Raw genomic sequence first — 22,809 nt, 5'->3', positions numbered from 1 at the left:
AACGCGGCGCTCGCCGCGAAGGCAGGCAGCCCAATGTGACGCGGCAACGCGACGCGCTGCGCGGGAAGCATCCTGTTCTCGGGTTTCATCGTTTTCATTTTGTCGTTGTCGGCGCCAATACGGGACTTGAAGACGTGCTCGGACACGCTCAATGCGGAGTGCATTGCGCCAGCGCCGATTATCTCCACAATCGGCGAATAAATCATCCATCGACGGCATCGCCTGCCGGACGAGCCCGGCGTAGCCATACCGCTCTTCGCGACGCCTCAAGCGTCGATGGCCCGGGGTCGACAGACACACCCCGGGCCACGGATCGCCCGCCGGTGCCGGGCATCACGACCGCTGCCCGACACCACCGTTCGATCGATACTGCGCGGACAACGTCAGAACTGGTAACCCGCGCCCACCACCGCGCCGAAGTCCGAACGCGTGTTGCCCGTCACCGACGCCTTGACGACCCAGCGGTTGCTTTCCGTCACGTACGAGTACCCGGCGGCGAAACCCTGCTGGCCGTGATAGTTCGACGTCGCCGCCGAGACCATCGAGCGGCCCGCGCCCGTCGGTTGCGGCAGGCCGGCCACGGCCATTGCCGATGCCACGCCGCCGTACATGTCCTTCTTCAGGTCGTTGAACGAGTTGTACACCTGGCCGATGCGCTGGTCGGTGTAGCCCTTCGCCTGAGACGTGGCGGTCGACAGGTTGTCGTTCAGCTGCTGCACGTTCACCGCGTCGGTCGGCGCCGTGCCGGCCGCGACGTTCGTGACCTGGCGCTCGCTGCCCTTCGCACCGACCGAGAACGAATTGTCGCGATCGGCCACGGAGCCCTGGCCGACCGCCACCGCGTTCTTGCCGGTTGCGGTTGCCGTCGACCCGATCGAACCCGCATCGGCACGTGCGATCCACGTCGTGTTCGCATCGGTCGCCGCCGCGCGGATCTGGTCGTTGGCCGCCGCGTTCTTCAGCGCGTTGTTGAACTGGCCCATGTTGACCGCGTCGTTGTCCTTCACGCCCGCCGCGACACCGGTCAGCACGCGGTCGCCCGACGTGCCGGAGAAGTTCACGCTGGTGCCGCCGGTGTCCTTCCCGACCGTGATCGCGCCGTTCGGATCCTGCTGCTGCACGAGGCCGGCCTTGCCGTTCGCGATGTTGTTCACGTTCCCCTGCAGGTTCGTGATGTCGGTCGTGTTCTTCGCGACCTGCTGGTTGGTCGCGTAGAGCTGCGAGCCGTTCACCGCATCCGTGCTGGTTGCGCTGAGCGTGCCGGCCTGCACGTTGGTGATGCGCGTGCCGCCTGCGCCGCCGAGCGTGATCGAGCTCTTCGACGCGTCGTCGTATTGCACCGCGAGCGCACCGAGCTGGTTGAGGCTCGACTGCACGCCCTTCAGCTGCTTGACGTTCACCGCGTCGGTATCGGCGGTGCCCGCGGCGACGTTCTTCAGCACGACGGCCGCATTCGCGTCGCCGCCGATGAGCGATACCGAATTCAACCGGTTGCCGTTCGCGTCGACGTCGTACTTGACGACGTTCTTCACGGCCTCGCCCGCCTGGTTGGACACCTGCGTGATCTGCTGTTCGAGCGACGATTTCACGCCCGACAACTGGCCGCCGTTCACCGCGTCCGTGCTGCCCGCGGCGACGTCGCCGTCGGCCACGTTCGTCAGCTTCGTCGGTGCACCGCCGCGCGCCGCGTTGTAGGCACCGAGCGTCGGGTCGAACTGCAGCGCGTCCTGCTGCAGCCCCGCGATCGCGGCCGTGTTGCCGGCGATGTTCGTTTCCGCATTGCCGAGGCGCGTTTCGTGATTCTCGAGCGTCGTCGTGTTGTTGAGAACGCGGCCGTCGAGATTCGTGAGCGCGTCGCCGACATTGTTGAACGAACCGCCGCCGACCTTATAGTCCGGCGCGCTGATCGAGCCGTCCGGATTCGCCGTCGCACCGCCGCCCAGCGCGGCCGCCGCGCCGTCGGTTGCACGGCGCAGTTGCGCGCCGTTCACCGCGTCCGTGCTGCCGGCCGCGACGTTGCCTTCCGCGACGTTGGTCAGGCGCACCGGGCTCCCGCCGTTGCCCGCGCCGAGCGAAACCTGCTTCTTGCTCGCATCGTCGTACTTCACGGCGAGTGCATCGAGCTGGCTCGTGCCGTCCTGGATCGCCGCGTTCAGCTGGTCGACGTTGACCGCGTCCGTGCCGTTCTTGCCGGCCGCGACGTTGCCGATGCGTTGCGGGCCGTTGCCGCCGTGGCTCGCGTCGTAGGTGCCGAGGTTCGCGTTCCACTGGAGCGCGTCCTGCTGGAGCGCCGCGATATTGCCGGTGTTCGTCGTCACCTGGTTGCCGAGCGTCGTCACGTTGTTGCTGACGTTCGTAATCGACTGGTTCAGCGTATCGGTTGCCTTGCCGAGCTGGCCGACGTTCACGGCGTCGCTCGCGGCAGTGCCGTCCGCCACGTTGTGCAGGCCGACCGTCGACTGCGCGCCCTTGCCGCCGAGCGTCACGCCGCTGTGCGCATCGTCGTCGTACTGCACCGCGTTCTTCGTCGCGTTGCCGATCTGGTTGTTGATCGACGTGCTCAGGTTGCCGAGCGTCGTATTGATGTTGTTCGTCACGCTCGTGCTGAGCGACGACAGGCCGCCGTTCAGTTGCCCGACGTTCACCGCGTCGGTGTTCGCGACACCGGCCGCGACATTGTGCAGCGTCGTGCCGTTCGTGCCGGCGAACGTCACCGAGTCGAAGCCGCTCTGGCCGTCGTACTTGACGTTGCGCGTGTCGGCCGCCTGCAGGTTGCTGATGTTGGTGGTCGCCGTGCTCAGCGATGCGTTGATGCCGGTGACGTTGCTCTGCAGGTTCGTGATGTTCGACGCGGCGGTCGAGATCGACGATTGCAGCGGCGCGACGCTGCCGTTCAGCTGACCGACGTTGACCGCATCGGTGTCGGCGACGCCGGCCGCGACGTTGCCGATGCGTTGCGGGCCGTTGCCGCCGTGGCTGGCATCATATGCGCCGAGGTTCGTGTTCCACAGAAGCGCGTCCTGCTGGAGCGCCGCAATGTTGCCCGTGTTCGTCGTCACCTGGTTGCCGACATTCGTAATCGACTGGTTCAGCGAGTCGGTTGCCTTGCCGAGCTGGCCGACGTTCACGGCGTCGCTCGCGGCAACGCCGTCCGCCACGTTGTGCAGGCCGACCGGCGACTGCGCACCCTTGCCGCCGAGCGTCACGCCGCTGTGCGCGTCATCGTCGTACTGCACCGCATTCTTCGTCGCGTCGCCGATCTGGTTGGTGATCGACGTGCTCAGGTTGCCGAGCGTCGTGCTGAGGTTGTTCGTCACACTCGTGCTGAGCGACGACAGGCCGCCGTTCAGTTGCCCGACGTTCACCGCGTCGGTATCGGCGACACCGGCCGCGACGTTGTGCAGCGTCGTGCCGTTCGTGCCGGCGAACGTCACCGAATCGAAGCCGCTCTGGCCGTCGTACTTGACGTTGCGCGCGTCGGCCGCCTGCAGGTTGCCGATATTCGTCGTTGCCGTGCTCAGCGATGTATTGATGTCCGTGACGCTGCTTTGCAGGTTCGTGATGTTCGACGCCGCCGTCGAAATGGACGTCTGCAGCGGGGCGACACTGCCCTTCAGCTGGCCGACGTTGACCGCATCGGTGTCGGCGACGCCGGCCGCGACGCCGCCGATCGTGGTGCCGTTGCTGCCGTCGAGCGCGATCGCCGCGTGCGAATCGTCGGTGTATTTCACGACGTTCTTCGTCGCCGTCACGATGCTGGTGCTGAGGCTGTTGCCCACGCTGGTCACACGCTGGTCGACGTTCGAAATCGTGGTCGACAGCGAATTGCCGACCGACGTCACGCGCGCGTCGACGTTGGCGATGCTCGTGCTGAGCGTGCCGTTCACGTTCTTCAGCTGCTGGACGTTGACGGCATCCGTATCGGCCGCGCCCGCCGCGACATTCTTGAGCTGACGCTCGGCGCCGATGGCGCCGAACGACACCGCGCCGCCGACCGGCGCGGCCGTGCCGCCGAACACCGGCGTGCCGCCGTTGTTCGCGCCGACGCTGCCCGAGCCGATCGCCACCTGGTTGTTGTCGTTCGTCTGCGCGCCCGCACCGATCGCCACGGACTGCGTGCCGCCGGCGCGCGTCTGTGTCGCCGCGTCGTACGACGCGCCGGCCGACACGCCGTCGCTCGAGGTCGGGTTCGCACCGCCGATCGCAACCGAACGGTCGCCGCTTGCCAGCGCCGAGTGGCCGAGTGCGATCGAGCTCGTGCCGCGCGCATCGGCGACGTTGCCGAGCGCCATCGAGAAGTCGCCGACCGCGGCCGACTGGCGGCCGACGGCGAGCGACGTATTGCCTTGCGCGACGGCTACCGTGCCGATCGCCGTGGCCGAGTTTGCCAGCGCCTGCGAACCGACGCCGATCGCAATCGCGCCCCCGCTGCTGGTGCCGCCCTTGCTGCTCGCATTCGACTGGTCACCGATCGCGATCCCGCTGGTACCGGCCCTGGCGTTCGTCCCCATCGTGACGTTTGCCGTGCTCACCGCCACGTAACTTCCGCTCTTGGTCGACACGCACAGCGGGTTCGTCCCGTCGATGCACTGGCCGTTCAGCGCGTTGTCCGGGTTGCCGCGGTCGACGAAGTTGTCCGCATGCGCGGCCCCCGCGATCAGGACACCTGCACCCGTGAACATGGCGGCGGCAAGCGCCGAAATCTGCTTCCTCTTCATGGTCTTCTGCTCCGTTTTGTAGCGTCTGGTTTGTATACGGACTACTTAATTTGCTTGAAGGATTCAGCTGCGATTGCGACTGCGATTACGATTACGACTTCAGTGCGGAACCCGATTTCGATGCCCGGCCCGAGCGTGCCGAAGGCGACACGCATCGCCCGCCCGTAGCGACGGGACGTTCGAAAGCCCGGGCACGCCGTTGGTGTGACGGCCCGTTCCGTTAATCCGCTTAATGCATTAGGAATGCATATCGTTTTATATGGGCGAATTCGCCCATCGATTGAATCCGGAGATTCAACCCGCCGTTATGGACACCCCTGATTTGATGTCGCGCCGACCGCGACCAACCCCGCTTCTTTTATTTCATCGACGGCAACCGGACGTGCGCCTGAGCGCTACGGACATGCGTTCGGACGAGCATCAATTGATGCCACGGCCCCGAATCACGCAACGTCCGTCACAACCCTCCGTGCCTTGTGCTGCCCCGTGCAACCCTGCGTTCAAAGTTCGGACGAATTATGAGACACGCACTTAAATTATTGAAGGCGACATTCTTTATAGATTGTAAAATCCAATATATTCAATAAGTTGCGTTAAAAATGCGCATCTCGCAAACGATTTCGCGGCGCCGGAATTAATCCAGATGTTTTGTCGAGCGGACAAATGCTTTGCCGAAGCGGATTAAAAATAAATTCCGGCGAAAATATTTCTGCAGAAAAACCACCGAGCCGCTCGATCACGTGCGGGCAAGAATGAAAATGGCGGAAATGGACAGGCATCAGGGTGCCACACCGCCAACGCAAATCGCAATATCTGATTAAGAATCAGAGAACTTGAATGAAGTAAATAGAGTCAATGCGTCTGGCAAGAATCGAAATATCCCCCTACAATTCGGCTCGCATCGACACGGTCAGCCGCACCCTTTTCCACGCGCGGCGACGGCAACGCTTCGCGTCCTTACCGGATCAGCGATCAATACAAGCAACGCCGGGTATTACGCCGACCGGTCGTCTGTCGCGCGGTTCGCGCGAAATCCGAATATCGATGCGCTTGTGCGTTGCCATAGAGCAGTTTCCAACGATTATCCGAGCCGGGCCGGCCACCCGCAGGAACGCAGCCAGCAGCCATTCCAGAACAGGTGCACGATGCATCCATCGACCTCCGCATTGGGCGACGCCCATATCCTGATCGTCGACGATCAGCCCGACCAGCTTCGCTTGCTGATCGACATCCTGCGCGGCACCGGGTGCCGGATCAGCATTGCATCCGACGGGCTGCAGGCGTGCCAGCGCGCGCAGGCGCTCATGCCCGACCTGATCCTGATGGATGTCCGGATGCCGCGCATGGACGGCTTCACCGCGTGCCGGCTGCTGGCCGCCGATCCGCTGACGTGCGCGATTCCTGTCATCTTCCTGACCGTGGCGGGCGCGTTGCACGAGCGCCTCGAGGGGTTCGAGATCGGCTGCGTCGACTACGTGGTGAAGCCGTTCGAGCCGGCCGAAGTGCTCGCGCGGATTCGCGTGCAGCTCGCGCGGGCGACGCGCGAGCGGCCCGTCGACACGGAAAGCGTGTTCGTGACCGGCAAGGACGACGACATCATCGTGCGCGCGGCCATCCGCCACCTGGCGCGGACGCTGAACGATCCGCCGACGGTGGAACAACTGGCACGCGCGGTCGGCACGCATGAAAAGCGGCTGTCGCGGGCGTTTCGCGACAATCTCGGCCAGACGGTGTTCGAGTATCTGCGGCACGAGCGGTTGCGGATCGCGCAGGATCTGCTGGATTCGACGTCGCTCAGCATTGCCAGCATCGCGAAGGAGATCGGTTTTTCCACGCCGGCGAATTTCGCCACCGCATTCCGCGAACGTTTCGGCCTCACGCCGACCGAGTGGCGGCGCCAGCGCCACGCCGGTGAACGCGCCGCGCGCCGGGAGCCGCAACGCGACGCCTAGGACGCGTTCCGCGCGCTCGCGCTACCAGTTGTATTTCGCGCTGGCCAGCGCGGTCCGCTCGTTGCCGAACACGCACACGTTGTACGACTGGCAACCGCTGACATAACGCCGGTCGAACAGGTTCGCGACGTTCAGCGCGAACCGCCAGTGCGGGATCTCGTAGTGCAGCGCCAGGTCGACCAGCGTCACGCTCGGCACCGTCAGCGAGTTGTCGGGCGCGCCCGCCGACGCGCTCTGGTAACGCACGCCGCCGCCGAGCCCGAGGCCCGACAGCGCGCCCGTGCGCCAGGTCCAGTCGGCCCACATCGAAGCCATCTGCCGCGGCAGCGGCACGGCCACCGGCCAGTGGTTCAGCGACGCGTCGTTCGCCTGCACGTTCTTGACGTCCTGATGAACGTACGACGCGACGACCGACAGCTCGCGGGTGACCTTGCCGACCGCGCTCAGCTCGATCCCGCGCGAGCGGACCTTGCCGGTCTGCACGGACGTCGTGCCGGTCGGGTCGAGATTGACCGGCGTCGGCGTCACGACGTTGGTCTGGTCGATCTGGTAGAGGGCCGCACTCAGCATCAGGTTCCGGCCCGGCGGCTGCCAGCGCAACCCGGCTTCCGTCTGCGTGCCGCGTGTCGGCTTCGGCAGCCCGCCGCCATACAACCGCACGCCGATGACGGGATCGAACGACGTCGAATGGCTCACATACGGCGACAGCCCGCCGTCGCCCCGATAGGTGAGCCCGACGCGCCCGGAGAATGCACTGACGTCCTGCCGCGCCTGCTTGCCGGCCGTCCGGTCGTCGAACCGCGCATTGACGAAATCCTCGCGGCCGCCGAGCGTCAGCGTCCAGCGCTTCCAGCGGATCTGGTCTTGCGCGTATACACCGAACGTGTTCATCGCCGTGTACTGGTCGACGTGGCCGAGCGACGTCGGGCCGGAGAAAATCGCGTCCGTGACGGGCCGGTACACGGGGTGATACAGGTTGAGCGACGGCGCGATCGCAAGCCACACGCTGTTGGTCGTCGTCTGCCGGTCGTATTGCACGCCGAGCAGCAGCGTATGTTCGAGCGGCCCCGTGCCGAAGCGGGCCTGCGCGTGGTTGTCGATGTCGAGCCGGCTGTAGTTGAGCTGGAACAGCCCCGCGGTGCGCATCATGTTGGTGGTGCTGCGGGGCGCGAAGCCGTTGCCGAACACCGTCGCGTCGTCGAGCGACAGGTGCGACCAGCGCACATCCTGGTGCAGCGACCAGATCGCGTTCACGCGGTGCTCCAGCGCGTAGCCGAGCGACCACTGCTTCTTCCGGTAGTCGTTGAACCCGGGGTCGCCCATGTAGATGTCCTGCGACAGGCGGCCGTTCGGGTTCGGCAGCACCGTGCCCGACGCAGGCAGGAAGTTCGACGAAATGTCGCCGCTGTCCTGCAGGAACGTCGCCGAGAGCGTCAGCGACATGTCGGCATTCGGCCGCCAGCGAAACGACGGCGCCAGCGCGACGCGACGGTCGCCGTTCGGGCCCGTTTCCGCGTTGCCGTCGCGCGCCACGCCGACGAAGCGAAACGCGTACCGGCCGTCCGGGTCGAGCGTATCGCCGACATCGACCATGAATTGCTTGCGCGCGTCGTTGCCGATCTGCACGCCGGCTTCACGGACGCGTTCGCCGTCGGCGAGCTTCGTGTGCGCGTCGACGATCGCGCCGGGCTCGCCCGCGCCGTACAGCACCGACGTCGGCCCGCGCAGCACCGCGATCGAGTCGATCGTGTACGGGTCGACGCGCCAGTCCGCGATCACGGCCGTATGCGGCGCGGCCACGCCGTCGACGTACAGCGTCGGCGTGAAGCCGCGCAGCGCCGCATACGAGTCGGTGCGGCTGTCGGCACCGAACGTCGCGAATCCCGGCACGTAGCGCAGCGCCTGGTTCAGGTCGGTCGCGCCGGTCATCTCGATCTGCTGCGCGGTCACGATGTTGATCGTCTGCGGCACTTCTGCCACCGGCGTGTCGGTTTTCGTGCCGGCCGTGGTGCGCAGCCCGACGAGCCCGCTCGACGAGCGGTCGCCCTTCCCCGTTACGTCGATTTCCGGCAGCACGGCCGCCGGCGGCGCTGCCGCACCCGATGCCTGCGCGTGCGCGCCGCCCGCTGCCGCCACGTACAACGCGCCTCCGGCGGCGATCGCCATCGCGCGTTTCGCCGCGCCCGTCCCCGTTACCATCGTTCCATGCTCCGTCGTGCTGGTGGCCGATTCGACCCGATCGCGGCCCGATCGCGGCGCGACGCACCGCCGGCGCCCGCCCCGTGTTGTCATGCCGGCGATGCTGGTTGCGCGCGAGTCGGCATGCAACGGCCAATGGTGTCGTTCGCGAGCGCAGCGATCATACCGGGCGAACGTAACGGAGTCTTTAAAAAAAGTGCGCCGGCGGGAAAAGCCGGCGTTTGGCGCGTTGGAGGCGGGGCCGGCGCGGGATCGATCCGTGCGGCGGCCCGCGAGGAAGGCAGATGAAAGACGGGAACGCCAGGCTGCATGCGCCCCGGGAACGGCCGTGGGCTGCCGCCGGAGGGTCTAGGCGCGCACGCGCCGCATCCTGAGCGTCGCCGACGGCGACTCGCCGAACGCCCGCTTGTACTCGATCGCGAATCGCCCGAGATGCGCGAAGCCCCATTTCAGCGCGATGTCCGTCACCGATGCGAGCCCCGGCGACTCGTCGGCCAGCAGTTCCTCGCGCACACGTTGCAGCCGCAACTGCCGCACGAAGCCCATCGGCGTGATCCCGTGGCGATGGCGGAAGCCGGCGAACAGCGTGCTCGGGCTCACGCCGGCGAGGTCGGCGAGCCGCTCGATCGTCAGCGGCTCGTCGAGATGGGCGCGAATGTAATCCTCGACGCGCCGCACATAGAACGGCGCGAGCGCCACCGGCAGGTGCCGCGTGCCGTTGCGCGCGCTGTTCGGGTGGCCGTGCAGCAGCAGGTTGAGCAGCGTCGATTCGAGCGGCTCGAACGCGAGCGGATGACGCAGCGGATGCGCGTCCGTTGCGATCGCGCCGGCGAGGACCGGCAGCAACTGCGCGAGACACGCCCCTTGCGACGACGACAGGCTGAATGCCGGTTCGAATTCGACCGGTGCGCGCCGGTCGTCGCCGAAATGCCGCTGCGCATGGCGCTCCATCACTTCGCGCTCGATGCGCACGATGACCTGCGGACACGCGTCGCCCCAGCGCATCTTCAGCGGCAGCGTCGGCGAGATCAACGACGCGGTGCCCGGCGACGACACGAAACGCGCCGATCCGCACTCGATCTCCGCGTCGCCGCGCAGCGGGATCTGCAACAGGAAGAAGTGCTCGAGCGGCCCGGGCTCGATGCTGACCCCGCCGCCGTAATCGAGCAGGTTCAATGACAGGTTGCCCCAACGCGCATGATGCATGCAGCTGTGCAGCGCGCGCGATTCGCCTGTCGGCGTGAGCCGGTGCGGCTTGAAGACGTCGGCGACACGCGCGCGCACCTCGTCGACATCGTTCGACTGCAGCAGCAGATTGTCGTGATTGAAACAGGCGGTGTCGGCCAGCCAGCCCGTTCCGGAAAATTGCGCCATCGATGTTCTCCCGTCATGCTCGGTTGCACTCGCGCCGTGCATGCGTTCCCGGTGTGGGGGCATTCGCCGCACGATCCGGATAGCGCCCGGAGTATCCGGACAGTCCGGCCGCCAAAGCACGCAAGTCCCGCGCAAACGACGCAAGAAACGGACCGTTCGCGCATCGTAGAAAACTGTGCGGGCTTTCCGCATCCGCACATACCCGCAGTCGGCCGCGCGCCTGCCCACGCGCGGCGGCCGGTGCCGCAGGTTTCCGGAATTCGCGGATACCGGCCGAAGAAAGCGGATAGAAGCGCACGTTTCGTCCGCCAATACTGGGCTCGTCGCAGCAATGAATTCAACGGAGGGACAGATGAAAGGACGTCACATCGAGATTCCGTCGCCGGACGGCGGAACGTTTCGCGCCTACCTGAGCACGCCGGCCGGCGGCAAGGGGCCGGGCATCGTGCTGTGTCACGAGATCTTCGGCGCGAACGCGACGATGCGGGAGGCCGCCGACTACTACGCGGAGGAAGGCTATACGGTGCTCGTGCCCGACCTGTTCTGGCGCCAGGCGCCGGGGATCGAGCTCGGCCATGCGGCAGCCGATGTCGAGCGCGCGATGGCCCTGTATCGCGAGTTCGACGAGGACAAGGGCGTCGAGGACATCGGTGCCGCGCTGGACGCGCTCAGGCAGCAGCCGGAATGCACGGGCGAAGCCGGCGTGCTCGGCTACTGCCTCGGCGGCAAGCTCGCCTATCTCGCCGCGTGCCGGCTGCCGGGCGTGGCCGCGGCGGTCAGCTACTACGGCGTGGGCATCGAGCAGGCGCTGGACGAGGCCGCGCACCTGCAGGGCCGGCTCGTGCTGCAGATCGCGGGGCTGGACCGCTTCTGCCCGCCCGACGCGCAGCAGCGCATCGCCGACGCGCTGTCCGGCCGCGACGGCGTCGAAGTGTATGTGTATCCGGGCGTCGATCACGCGTTCGCCCGCGTCGGCGGCGATCATTTCGACAAGGCCGCCGCGGTCATGGCCCACCAGCGCGCGATCGCCGCGTTCCGCGCCGCGCTCGGCCCGCACTACGACCTGTCCACACTGTGGGAAGCGCATCTCGAACACGAATTCGCCACGCGCAACGTCGATGCCACGATGGCGACGATGGTCGCCGAGCCGTACGTCAACCATGTTCCGACGCTGACGGGCGGCGTCGGCCACGACGAGCTCAAGCGCTTCTACACGCATCACTTCGTGCATGCGAATCCGCCCGACACGACGATCACCCCGATCTCGCGCACGATCGGCGCGAGCCAGGTCGTCGACGAGCTGCTGTTCTGCTTCACGCACACCACCGAGATCGACTGGATGCTGCCGGGCGTCGCACCCACCGGCAAGCGCGTCGAGATTCCACTCGTCGCGATCGTCAAGTTTCGCGGCGACAAGCTCTATCACGAGCATATCTACTGGGATCAGGCGAGCGTGCTCGTGCAGATCGGCCTGCTCGATCCGGCCGGCCTGCCGGTCGCGGGCGTCGAAACGGCCCGCAAGCTGCTCGACGAAACCGTGCCGTCGAACGGCCTGATGCGCCGCTGGCAGGACAGCGAGCCGTCGACGGATGCGCACTGACGCGCCCCCTCCCTCACCCCACGATTCACGGAGACACCCCATGACTGCCCTTGCTGGCAAAGTCGCGATCGTCACCGGCGGCGCCACGCTGATCGGCGCCGCGGTCGCGCAGGACCTGAGCCGCGCCGGTGCATGCGTCGCGATACTCGATCTCGACGCGGACAACGGCGCGCGCGTCGCCGGTTCGCTCGGCGACAAGGCCATGTTCGTCGCGCTCGACATCACCGACGATCGCGCGATCGAACGTGCGATATCGGCGATCGTCGAGCGGTTCGGCGCGATCGACGTGCTCGTCAACCTCGCGTGCAGCTACGTCGACAACGGCATCCAGGCGACCCGCAACGACTGGCTCGCCGCGATGGACGTCAACGTCGTGTCGGCCGCGATGCTCGCGAAGGCCGTGCATCCGCACATGGCCCGGCGCGGCGGCGGCGCGATCGTGAACTTCAGCTCGATCTCGGCCGAGTGCGCGCAGACCGGCCGCTGGCTGTACCCGACGTCCAAGGCGGCGATCCGCCAGCTCACGCGCAGCATGGCGATGGATCTCGCGCCCGAGCGCATTCGCGTCAACTCGGTATCGCCGGGATGGACGTGGTCGCGCGTGATGGACGAGCTGACGCACGGCGACCGCGCGAAGACCGATCGCGTCGCCGCGCCGTTCCACCTGCTCGGCCGCGTCGGCGATCCGTCCGAGGTCGCACAGGTCGTGACGTTCCTGTGCAGCGACGCGGCGAGCTTCGTGACGGGCGCCGACTACGCGGTCGATGGCGGTTATTCCGCGATGGGCCCCGAACAGGCGGTGCCGGCCATTCCGCGGCTCGCGGAGTGACCGTTCCCCGCCGCCGCTTCCCGCAATCATTCCGGCCGGCATCCGGCCAACCAAGGACATCCCCATGAGACGCATCGCCATCGTCGGCGCCGGCCAGTCCGGCCTGCAACTCGCCTTCGCCCTGCTCGGCCAGGGCTACCACGTGACGCTCGCGACCAATCGCGACGCCGAACAGATCCGCACGGGCAAGGTCATGTCGAGCCAGTGCATGTTCCATACCGCACTGCAGATCGAACGCGACCTCGGCCTGAACACCTGGGAGGAAGCGTGCCCGTCCGTCGAAGGGATCGGCATCGCGGTACCGCATCCGGACGGCGGCGGCCGCAAGGCGATCGACTGGTCGTCGCGGCTGACCCGCTACGCGCAGTCGGTCGACCAGCGCGTGAAAATGGCCGACTGGCTCGACAGTGTGCGCCGCCGCGGCGCGGACGTGCGCATCGGCGACATCGGCGTGCCCGAACTCGAGGAACTGGCGCGCAGCCACGACCTCGTGCTGCTCGCGGCCGGCAAGGGCGAGATCGTCAATCTGCTCGGCCGCGACGACGCGCGCAGCGCGTTCGACCGCCCGCAACGCGCGCTGGCCCTCACCTATGTGAAAGGGATGACGCCGAGCCAGCCGTATTCGCGCGTGCGCTTCAACCTGCTGCCCGGCATCGGCGAGTATTTCGTGTTCCCCGCGCTGACCACGACGGGCCCGTGCGAAATCATGGTGTTCGAAGGCATTCCGGGCGGCCCGCTCGATTGCTGGGCCGACGTGAAGACGCCCGAACAGCATCTGGACCGGAGCCTGTCGTTCCTGCGGCAATACGTGCCGTGGGAATTCGAGCGCTGTCGCGACGTCGAGCTCACCGATTCGAACGGCACGCTGGCCGGGCGCTTCGCGCCGACGGTGCGCAAGCCGTTCTTCCGGCTGCCGTCGGGCCGCACGGTGTTCGGGATGGCCGATGCGGTGGTCGTCAACGATCCGATCACCGGGCAAGGCTCGAACAACGCCGCGAAATGCGCGAACGCATATTTCGATGCGATCGTCGCACGCGACGCCGCGCCGTTCAGTGAAGACTGGATGCAGCAGACGTTCGAAGGCTACTGGGCCTATGCGCAGCATGTCGTGCGCTGGACCAACTCGCTGCTCACCCCGCCGCCGCCGCACATCCTCGAACTGCTCGGCGCGGCCGGCCAGTTGCCGTCGCTCGCCGCGGCGATCGTCGACGGCTTCGACGATCCGCGCCGGTTCTCGCCGTGGTGGTTCGAGCCGTCGGCCTGCGCGGCGTTCATCCGCGAACACAGTGCGCGTTCGGAGTAACCGGCATGGAAACGATCGCTACCGACCGCCCGACCCTCGACCCGATGCAGCTGCGCGCCGCGTTCGGGCAGTTCCCGACCGGCGTCACCGTGATCACCACGTGCGCGGCCGACGGACGCAAGGTGGGCCTCACCGCCAATTCGTTCTCGTCGCTGTCGCTCGATCCGCCGCTCGTGCTGTGGAGCCTTCGCAAGGTCGCGCCGAGCCGCCCGGATTTCGTCGCGGCCACCCATTTCGCGATCAACATCCTCGCGCACGACCAGATCGACCTGTCGCGCCGCTTCGCGACGCCCAGCGCCGACAAGTTCGACGGCGTGCCGCACGCGGATTCGGACGCCGGTGGCGTGCCCTGCCTCGACGGCGCGAGCGCGCGCTTCGTGTGCCGCAACGTCGGCCATTACGAAGGCGGCGATCACCTGCTCTTCATCGGCCAGATCGAACAGTTCGACGCGTTCGGCAAGGCGCCGCTCGTGTTCCATGCCGGCCAGTATCGTGCGATCGCCGATCACCCCGATCTTTTTCGCACCGTTTGATTAGTTATACCGATAAACAACCAGGAGGTGGTGAACATGAAACTCGGCTCTCGCCTGCTCGTCGTCGCGGGCCTCTCGATCGCCGGCATGGCCGCAAGCGCGCCGGCCCGCGCAACCGACCTGCCGGCGGTCAACCTCGGCATGACCAGCTTCCTCGACGGCATGCCGCCGGCCGGCTCCGGCTGGTACGGCACGCAGTACCTGCAGTACTACACGGCCGGCCGCGTCAACGACAACGCGGGCAACAAGGTCGGGTTGCCGAAGCAGGACATCGACCTGTTCGCGGGGCTGAGCCAGCTCGTCTATCAGTCGCCGCTGACGTTCGCGGGCATGCATCCGGGCCTCGACGTAATCCTGCCGTGGGTCGCATCGGCGCGGACCGACGACGGCATCGGCAACGTCGCGCTGAATGCGCGCGCCGGCTTCGGCGACCTGCTGATCGGCCCGTTCGTCCAGTTCGATCCGGTGATGGGCGCGCAAGGCCCGCGCTTCGCGCAGCGCGTGGAATTCCAGTTCATCGCGCCGACCGGCGCGTACGATCCGTCGCGTGCGATCAACCCGGGCAGCCATGCCTGGTCGTTCGACCCGTACTGGGCGGCAACGCTGTGGCTCACGCCGAAATGGACCGTGTCGTGGCGGCTGCACTATCTGTGGAACACGACCAACCATCGGCCGGCCACGTCGCTCGGCCCGGACGTGACGTCGACGCAGGCCGGCCAGGCGATCCACGCGAACTTCGCGACCGAGTACGAGGTGCGCCCCGGCCTGCGGCTGGGGCTCAACGGCTACTGGCTGCGCCAGACCACCGACATGAAGGAAAACGGGCAGGACGTGCCGGGCACGCGGGAGGCCGTGTTCGCGATCGGCCCGGGGGCCATGTACAGCTTCTCGCAGCAGGATCACCTGATGTTCAACGCGTATTTCGAGACCTATGCGCGGAACCGGCCGCAGGGCACGCGGATGGTGCTGCGGTACGTGCATCACTTTCAGTGACGGCCGCGACCGGACGAACGAGCCCGGTCGGTTTCATCGGACGAATGATGCATGCTGCCCGCACCGGCGCGCCTGTCCTATAGTTTTTGAGAAGACAACGCAGGCAATACGTCACGACCACGGAGGACCCGCGCGATGAATCCTTCAGCAACCTCCCGGTTCTTGTCGAACGTATCGCGGCGGCTGGCGCACGGCATGGTGGCCGTCGCGCCGGCCGTGGTCATCGGCATCGCCGTTTCCGCGTGCGGCGGCGACAGTTCGCCGGGCTCGAGCGTGCCGGCGTTCGCGAACGCGGCGCGCCCCCAGATCAACGCACTGCTCGCGGATACGCAGACACCCGGCGCAGTCGTCTACGTGCAATCGCCGCAGGGGAACTGGCTCGAATCGTTCGGCACGGCCGTGCGGGGCACGAACACGCCGATACCGACGAACGCGCACTTTCGCGTCGGCAGCGTGACCAAGACATGGACCGGCACGGTGATCCTGCAACTCGTGCAGGAAGGCCGGCTGAGCCTCGGCGACACCGTCAGCAAGTTCGTCGCGAACGTGCCGAACGGCAATACGATCACGATCGAACAGTTGCTGACCATGCGCAGCGGCCTCTACAACTATTCGACGAATCTCGCGTTCAACCAGACGCTCGACGCGCAGCCGGACAAGGTGTGGACGACGTCGGAACTGCTGGGTATCGCCGAAGGCCAGCCGGTCTATTTCGCGCCCGGCGCGGATTTTCGCTACTCGAATACGAACACGGTGCTGCTCGGGCTCATCATCGAGCAACTGACCGGCATGAGCGCGGCCGATGCGATGAACGCGCGCCTGTTCGCGCCGCTCGGCCTAGTCAATACCTTGCTCCCGCCGCAGCAGGATACGTCGCTGCCGGCACCGGCGCCGCAGGGCTATCAATGGGGCACCAATGCCGAGACGACCGACAGCGACGCGCTGTCGCCCCAACGCCAGGCGGACGCGAAAAACGGCACGCTGCAACCGACGAACGTGACCCGCGTGAATACGTCGTGGGCGTGGACGGCGGGCTCCGGCATTTCAACCGTGACGGAACTGGCCGCATACGTGCAGCGGATGGTGGGCGGCGGCTACCTGAACGCCAACCTTCAGGCGCAACGGCTCGCCAGTTGCACGCCGATCGATTCGTCCGACCCGAGGTCGGCCAGCTACTGCTTGGGCCTGGCCAAATTCGGCACGTTCTACGGACATACGGGCGAGATCCCGGGCTTCAATACCTTCATGGGCTACGACCCAGTCACGAAGACGACGATCGTCACGTGGGCGAACACGGCGGCCGCGCCGGATGGGCGCGCACCGGCCAACGTGATCGCGCAGATCGTCATGGGCGAGCTCAGCAAGGCGGCCGAAGTGCCGAGCGAAGGGCGGCCGTGATGCCGCGCGAACACCGCTGCATCGCGTACAACGTGATGCCGGCAAACTTCGCCGGCATTCAGGTTAGCAGTAGGGGGCAGCCGATCAGGCGGTGGACTACGGCTACTTCCATGGCCGACCATGGGTCCAGGATGCATTGACGCCGCTATGGTCAACCTGTCTCGCGGCGCCGCCTGGGGAGGGAGCCTCCATGAAGCCTGTCGCCGTGCCGGCCGGCGGGGGTGGCCGCCCGGCACGCTGAACCTTCAGTGTCGATTCCGGCGCAATTCCGGCTCGTCGTTCACTGTGCGATGCCAACGAATGTCGGCAGCAGCACGCGATAGACGTGGATCATGGCCGGCCCGAGCAGCACCACCATCAGCGCGGGGAAGATGCAGAAGATCAACGGGAACAGCAGCTTCAACGCGATCTTCGCGGCCCGCTCCTCTGCACGCATCCGGCGCCGCGTGCGCAGCATGTCGGACAGCACGCGCAACGATTCGCTGATGCTCGTGCCGAACCGGTCGGCCTGGATCAGCATTGCGCAGAACGCCTCGATGTCCTCCACGCCGGTACGCAGCGCGAGATTGCGCAGCGCCGTCTCCTTAGTGAAACCGGAGCGCATCTCGAGCAGCAGCAGGTCGAGTTCGCTCGCGACCACCTCGCTGCTGAACCGCAGCTCCTCGCTCACCTTCATCAGCGCCGCGTCGAGCCCGAGCCCCGCTTCGACGCAGACCGTCAGCAGGTCGAGCGCGTCCGGGAAATCCTCGAAGATCTTCTGCTGGCGCACCTTGACCCGCTGCGACAGCACGATGTTCGGGATGTAGTAGCCGATGCCGGCAAGCGCGACGAGGATGACCGACAGGATCTCGCGCTCGTCGCCGAGCCGGGTCGTGATCAGCGCCAGCAGCGCCGCGCACGGCAACCCGAGTGCCAATGCCGTCTTCGCGGTGAAATAAAGCGCGGCCGCACTCTGGTTGCGCCAGCCGGCATTCATGAGCCGGATGCGCAGCGGCGAATTCTCCCAGCCCTGCTTCGGCACCGACAGCCTCGAGATCGGGGTAGACAGCTCCACCAGCTTCGCAACCCAGCGCGACGCCAGGTCGTCGCCGTCGCCGGTGCCCGCGACGGCAGTCGCGCCCGCCCCGGTTCCACCGGCCTGCTGGATCCGGCGCTGGATGCTGCGTGGCGCGAACAGCAGCATCGCGACAAGCGCGCCGCCGGCCACGAAGATGAACAAGCCGCCCAGCATCACGGCCTGGACTACGCTCAGGTTTTGCATGACAGCCTCGCAACGGTTCGTTATACGATTCGCGCGTCAGACGCGAATGCGGACAATGCGGCGGATCCAGAACAGGCCGAACAACATCGACACCAGCATCGTGCCGACCATCCTGATCCCGGCCGGATCTTCCCAGAGCACCGACAGGAATTCTCGGTTCAGCACGGCCATCACCGCGGCTGTGCCGAACGGCAGCAGCCCGAGAATCCATGCCGACAGCCGCCCTTCCGCGGACAGCACGCGCACCTTGTCGAACAGCTTGAAGCGCTCCCGGATCAGCGCGGCGATGCTGTCGAGCAGCTCGGCCAGGTTGCCGCCCGTCTCGCGCTGGATCAGCACCGCGATCACGAAGTAACGCAGGTCCTGTACCGGCACGCGCGTGGCGAGGTTCATCAGCGCGTCGTGCAACGGCACGCCGTAGTTGACCTCGTCGAAGGTGACCCGGAACTCGCCGCCCATCGGGTCGGGAAACTCGTCGCCGACCATCCCGAGCGTGCTCGTGAACGAGTGACCGGACCTCAACGCGCGCGCGATCATGTCGCAGATGTCCGGCAACTGCCGCTCGAGCTTGCGCATCCGGCGCCCGCGGCAGCGCAGCACGTACATGATCGGCGCGCATCCGGCGAACAGTGCGAGCGGCAGCACCGCGAGTTGCGGCAGCGTCGCGAAGCTCAGTACGAGCCACGCGAACGCCGTGAACACCGTGCTCAGCATGATCAGCTTCGGCAGCGTCCAGTCGAGCCCCGATTGCTGGATCACGAGATCGAGCCGGTGCACGCGCGGCACCCGCAGCAGCAACCGGTCGAACGGCTTCGATTCGTCGAGCATCCGCTTCTTCAGGATCGACAGCCGTTCCTGCTGGACGTTGCCGCCTGCCGACATCGAGCGGATGCGCGATTCGATCCGGCGCGCGGCGGAGCCGTGCCGCGCGTTCCACCATTGATAGCCCCCTTCGATCGCGAGCACCACCGCGACGAAGGTGAGAATCACAAAACCGTAAAAGATCGTGTTCATGAAGCCTCCCCGGCAGCGAACAGCGCCCTGTCGTCAGTTCGTCTCGTACCGCTGAGACGGGTCGTACAGCGAATCCGGCAGGTTGATGCCGAATGCCTGCAGCCGCTCGACGAACTTCGGCCGCACGCCGGTCGCGCAGAAGTGGCCGCGTACCGAGCCGTCTCGATCCACACCCGAGCGCTTGAACGTGAAGATCTCCTGCATGTTGATGATGTCGCCTTCCATCCCGGTCAGTTCCTGGATGCTGACGATCTTGCGCTTGCCGTCCGTCAGCCGCGCCGCCTGCACGACCACCGAGATCGCCGATGCGATCTGCTGGCGCATCGTCTTCGGCGGCAGCGTCAGGCCGGAGACGCTGATCATGTTCTCGAGCCGCGTCAGCGCGTCGCGCGGTGTGTTCGCGTGGATCGTCGCGAGCGAGCCTTCGTGGCCGGTGTTCATCGCGTTGAGCATGTCGAGCGCTTCGGCGCCGCGCACTTCGCCAAGGATGATCCGGTCGGGGCGCATCCGCAGCGCGTTGCGCACCAGTGTGCGCTGCGTGATCTCGCCCTTGCCCTCGATGTTCGGCGGGCGCGTTTCGAGCCGCAGCACGTGCGGCTGCTGCAGTTGCAGCTCGGCGGCGTCCTCGATCGTCACGATCCGCTCGTTGCGCGGAATGTAGCCGGACAGGATGTTGAGCAGCGTCGTCTTGCCGCTGCCGGTGCCGCCCGACACCAGCACGTTCACCTTCGCGCGCGACAGCGCATCGAGCAGTTCGGCCATCGGCGGCGTCAGGCTGTGGTAGCGCACGAGGTCGTCCATCTTCAGCGGATTGACCGCGAAGCGCCGGATCGACATCAGCGGCCCGTCGATCGCGGACGGCGGGATGATCGCGTTCACGCGCGAGCCGTCCGGCAGGCGTGCATCGACCATCGGGCTCGATTCGTCGATGCGGCGCCCGACGCGCGACACGATCTTCTCGATCACCTTCATCAGGTGCGCATCGTCGTAGAACGTCACGTCGGTCAGTTCGAGCTGGCCGGCGCGCTCGACATAGACCTGCCTGTACGTGTTCACGAGGATGTCGGAAATGCCGGGGTCGCGCAGCAGCGCTTCGAGCGGGCCGAAGCCGAACATCTCGTCGTACACGTCGATCGCGAGCTGCCGCCGCTCGATGTCGTTCGCGGGCAGCCGCTCCTCGTCGAGGATGCGCGCGATCAGGGCGCCGATCTCCATGCGGACCGACTCTTGCTGCATCCGAGACAGGCGCTCGAGCTCGACGCGTTCGAGCACGGCCAGGTGGATTTCGCGGCGCAGCTTCTGGTATGCGTCGCGCACCGACGAATGCGCCGGGCCGGCCGGTTCGCTGCCCGCCGCGTGCGGCTGGGCCCGGTGCAACGACATCTGTTCGCGCAATGACATGATGGTTCCCCGAAAGATTTACATGGACTTGAGCTTCGGCGTGGCCCTGCGGCCGAAAAGCCGGGACATCAGCGGTTCGCTGTGCGTGGTGCCGTGCCCCGCGCGCACCTCCCCGTCGACGAGTTGCTTCGCGCAGCCTTGCAACGCGCGCACGACCGCCGTGCCGCGCGCGAGCCGCGACACCGGATGGCCCTGGTTGATCGCTTCGAGCACGGTGTCCGCATCGTCGGGGATCGTGCAGGCCGCCTGCAGGCCGAGCACTTCCTCGAGCGCGGTGCGGGTACGGTCGCTCGCGCGCGTCGCGCGGTTCACGATCAGACGCAACTGGTCGGTCGAGTAGCCGAGCGACACGAGGATCTCCAGCAGCCGGCGGCCCGCGCGCACGTGCGGCATCGCAGGCTGCAGCACCAGCTGGATCTGGTCGCTGCGATCCAGCGCGACCATCGACAGCGGATTGATGCAGACACCGACGTCGAAGATCACGAAGTCGTAGCGCGGCGCGGCAACACCCAGGATCCATTCGAGCGCGTCCTCGCGCATCTCGGCGGCCTTGACCGGGTCGCCTGCGCCCGCGAGCACGTGGAAGTTCTCCGTCACGTGCGCGACGCTCGCGTCGAGGAATGCGCTGTCGAGCCGCTCGATCTGCGTGCACAGTTGCGGCAGCGTCGACGGCGGGGTTTCGTCGCTGACGAGGAACGCCGCATCGGCGAACTGCTGGTTCAGGTCGATCAGCAGCACGCGTCGCTTGAAGCCTTCCGCGATCTCGAATGCGATGTTGCTGGCCGCGAAGCTCGTGCCGGCCCCGCCCTTGCACGACATGAACGACACGATCCGCGTATCGTCGGTGTCGCGCCGCGTGCTTTGCGCGGCCGCGCGCTCGAGCGCATTGCCGAGCGCCTGTGGATCGAGCGGCCACTGCAGCACGTCCCGCGCGCCCGCGCGCATCGCGTCGAGCAGCATGTGCTGCGACGTGTCCGCCGTCACGAGAATGCAGGTCAGGCCCGCGTGCGCGCGGCAGATGCGCTCGATCGCCGACAGTTCGGACGGCTCGAGCGACGTGCCGTCGACCAGCAGGATGTCGAACGCGTCGAGCCCGTCGGTACGATGTTCGATCTGCGACGGGCGGCCGGTCGCGCGCGTGGCGCGATAACGTCCGCAGTCGGCCACGAGGCGCGCGATCTGCGTGAGTCGCGCGGTATCGTCGGAAGCTACGAGGATGTTGATCATGTCGTGTGCCTCGCCTGTTCGATCAATTGCAGTTTGCGCCGCCGGTCGCGGAAGTCAGGCTTTCGCGCGGCAGCGTCGTCGCGAAAGCCGGCATCCTGACCGAGACATTCACGAACGGGATCATCGTCTTGACCGTGACGTTCGTGACGCTGACGGTCACGAACGCGCACGAATTCACGTCGCAGCTCGCCGGCGAGTAGTTCACCGACACGTTCGCGTTCGACAGCAGCGGCAGCAGCGCCCTCACGCGCTTCGCGACGCCGGCGGCGTTCACGTCGCACACCACCGCCGTGCGCGCGCCGAGACGCACGGCTTCGCTCGCGGTGTTCCAGTAGAACAGCACGCGGCCGAATTCGAAGATGCCGATCAGCAGCATGATCAGGACCGACGCGATCAGCGCGAACTCGACGATCGTCGAGCCGCGCTGGGCGCGGCGGCGTGACTGGGGGGCATGGCGTGCGTTCATGACACTTGCCTCATCACGGTGACGATGTTGTTGAAGGTGATCGACGGCAGCCACGGGTAGGCGGGAATCGGCTTGTACTTGTAGCCCGAGATCTTCACTTCGACGACGTTGATCGCGCCCGTCGCCGTCCCGCTTGCCGTGTTGTTGTTCGAGTCGTAGGTCGGCAGGTTCGCGAACTGCGACGGATCGGACGTGTCGCTGCAGCCGGTCGTGCGCTGCGCGTCGCAGATCGTCACCATCGACGTCGTGAGCCCAGGCACCAGCTCGGTGCCCGACGAGCCGCACGTCGTGCTGCCGTAGACGACGAGGCACTGCGCCTGCGACACCGGGTACGCGCTGTCGGTCGGCAGCCAGACCGACAGGTAGCGCGCCGCATTGCGCGTCGCCTTGGTCAGCGTCTCGTACTGGTAGATCGCGCGGCCGAACTCGGCCACGCCGGTCGCGAGCATGATCATCGGTACCAGCACGAGCGCGAACTCGACGGCGGCGACGCCACGGGTGCGCGAACGGCGAAACGGCGGCTTCTTCATGATCATCTCTC

Annotated in this window: 16 protein-coding genes; 7 read left to right on the top strand and 9 right to left on the bottom strand. The window is 66.7% G+C overall.

Annotated elements, in window-relative coordinates; genetic code table 11:
* Positions 1-383 precede the first annotated feature (383 nt).
* On the bottom strand, positions 384-4,682 hold the full coding sequence (locus E9536_RS24165) for a YadA-like family protein (RefSeq protein ID WP_247873504.1): 4,299 nt from the start codon (positions 4,680-4,682) through the stop codon (positions 384-386).
* A 1,181-nt stretch (positions 4,683-5,863) separates the two neighbouring features.
* Between E9536_RS24165 and E9536_RS24160 the strand changes: the two genes are divergently transcribed.
* Positions 5,864-6,670, top strand: coding sequence for a response regulator (locus tag E9536_RS24160; protein ID WP_027792706.1), 807 nt, complete (start codon positions 5,864-5,866; stop codon positions 6,668-6,670).
* A 21-nt stretch (positions 6,671-6,691) separates the two neighbouring features.
* Here the strand turns inward: E9536_RS24160 and E9536_RS24155 are convergent, their stop codons facing one another.
* Complete coding sequence (locus E9536_RS24155; RefSeq protein WP_136470963.1) at positions 6,692-8,869, bottom strand: TonB-dependent siderophore receptor; 2,178 nt, start codon at positions 8,867-8,869, stop codon at positions 6,692-6,694.
* 348 nt (positions 8,870-9,217) lie between these two features.
* Positions 9,218-10,243 carry an AraC family transcriptional regulator gene (locus E9536_RS24150; protein ID WP_060196878.1) on the bottom strand — a complete coding sequence of 342 codons (1,026 nt, stop codon included), beginning with the start codon at positions 10,241-10,243 and terminating at the stop codon, positions 9,218-9,220.
* Positions 10,244-10,595: 352 nt separating this feature from the next.
* On the opposite strand from E9536_RS24150, the gene E9536_RS24145 reads away from it, so the two are divergent.
* The 6 genes from E9536_RS24145 to E9536_RS24120 all read left to right on the top strand — a co-directional run bounded on the left by E9536_RS24145 (position 10,596) and on the right by E9536_RS24120 (position 16,899).
* Positions 10,596-11,843 (top strand): dienelactone hydrolase family protein, encoded by a 1,248-nt coding sequence (locus E9536_RS24145; protein ID WP_136470961.1) that lies wholly within the window; start codon positions 10,596-10,598, stop codon positions 11,841-11,843.
* Between the two features lie 40 nt (positions 11,844-11,883).
* The gene (locus tag E9536_RS24140) at positions 11,884-12,672 is read left to right on the top strand and encodes an SDR family oxidoreductase (RefSeq protein ID WP_048027245.1); all 789 of its coding nucleotides are present in this window, start codon (positions 11,884-11,886) and stop codon (positions 12,670-12,672) included.
* Positions 12,673-12,736: 64 nt separating this feature from the next.
* Positions 12,737-13,975, top strand: coding sequence for a styrene monooxygenase/indole monooxygenase family protein (locus tag E9536_RS24135; protein WP_027792711.1), 1,239 nt, complete (start codon positions 12,737-12,739; stop codon positions 13,973-13,975).
* 5 nt (positions 13,976-13,980) lie between these two features.
* Positions 13,981-14,508 (top strand): flavin reductase family protein, encoded by a 528-nt coding sequence (locus E9536_RS24130; RefSeq protein ID WP_059699362.1) that lies wholly within the window; start codon positions 13,981-13,983, stop codon positions 14,506-14,508.
* Between the two features lie 36 nt (positions 14,509-14,544).
* Positions 14,545-15,501 carry a transporter gene (locus E9536_RS24125; protein WP_091922157.1) on the top strand — a complete coding sequence of 319 codons (957 nt, stop codon included), beginning with the start codon at positions 14,545-14,547 and terminating at the stop codon, positions 15,499-15,501.
* A 135-nt stretch (positions 15,502-15,636) separates the two neighbouring features.
* Complete coding sequence (locus tag E9536_RS24120; RefSeq protein WP_060174392.1) at positions 15,637-16,899, top strand: serine hydrolase domain-containing protein; 1,263 nt, start codon at positions 15,637-15,639, stop codon at positions 16,897-16,899.
* Between the two features lie 280 nt (positions 16,900-17,179).
* Here E9536_RS24120 and E9536_RS24115 read toward each other — a convergent pair whose 3' ends face one another.
* From E9536_RS24115 to E9536_RS24090, 6 genes are read right to left on the bottom strand one after another with little or no spacing between them, the layout of a single operon-like run.
* Positions 17,180-18,160 carry a type II secretion system F family protein gene (locus E9536_RS24115; protein ID WP_060084650.1) on the bottom strand — a complete coding sequence of 327 codons (981 nt, stop codon included), beginning with the start codon at positions 18,158-18,160 and terminating at the stop codon, positions 17,180-17,182.
* Positions 18,161-18,196: 36 nt separating this feature from the next.
* Complete coding sequence (locus E9536_RS24110; RefSeq protein WP_060084649.1) at positions 18,197-19,174, bottom strand: type II secretion system F family protein; 978 nt, start codon at positions 19,172-19,174, stop codon at positions 18,197-18,199.
* 33 nt (positions 19,175-19,207) lie between these two features.
* The gene (locus E9536_RS24105) at positions 19,208-20,575 is read right to left on the bottom strand and encodes a CpaF family protein (RefSeq protein ID WP_060084648.1); all 1,368 of its coding nucleotides are present in this window, start codon (positions 20,573-20,575) and stop codon (positions 19,208-19,210) included.
* An 18-nt stretch (positions 20,576-20,593) separates the two neighbouring features.
* Entirely contained in the window at positions 20,594-21,802 is a 1,209-nt protein-coding gene (locus E9536_RS24100; protein WP_059688218.1) for an AAA family ATPase, read from the bottom strand.
* 22 nt (positions 21,803-21,824) lie between these two features.
* Positions 21,825-22,268, bottom strand: a complete 444-nt coding sequence (locus E9536_RS24095; protein WP_059485645.1) for a TadE family protein — start codon at positions 22,266-22,268, stop codon at positions 21,825-21,827.
* Positions 22,265-22,798: a TadE/TadG family type IV pilus assembly protein gene (locus tag E9536_RS24090; protein WP_060358119.1), complete on the bottom strand. Its 534-nt coding sequence runs from the start codon at positions 22,796-22,798 to the stop codon at positions 22,265-22,267. The genes E9536_RS24095 and E9536_RS24090 overlap by 4 nt, the downstream gene beginning before the upstream one ends.
* Positions 22,799-22,809: the final 11 nt, after the last annotated feature.

Source organism: Burkholderia sp. LS-044 (genome assembly GCF_004803625.1).
In the GTDB taxonomy this organism is placed as follows: Bacteria; Pseudomonadota; Gammaproteobacteria; order Burkholderiales; family Burkholderiaceae; genus Burkholderia; species Burkholderia cepacia.
Note: the sequence above shows the minus strand (reverse complement) of the source record. Positions and strands in the feature narration are given on the sequence as shown.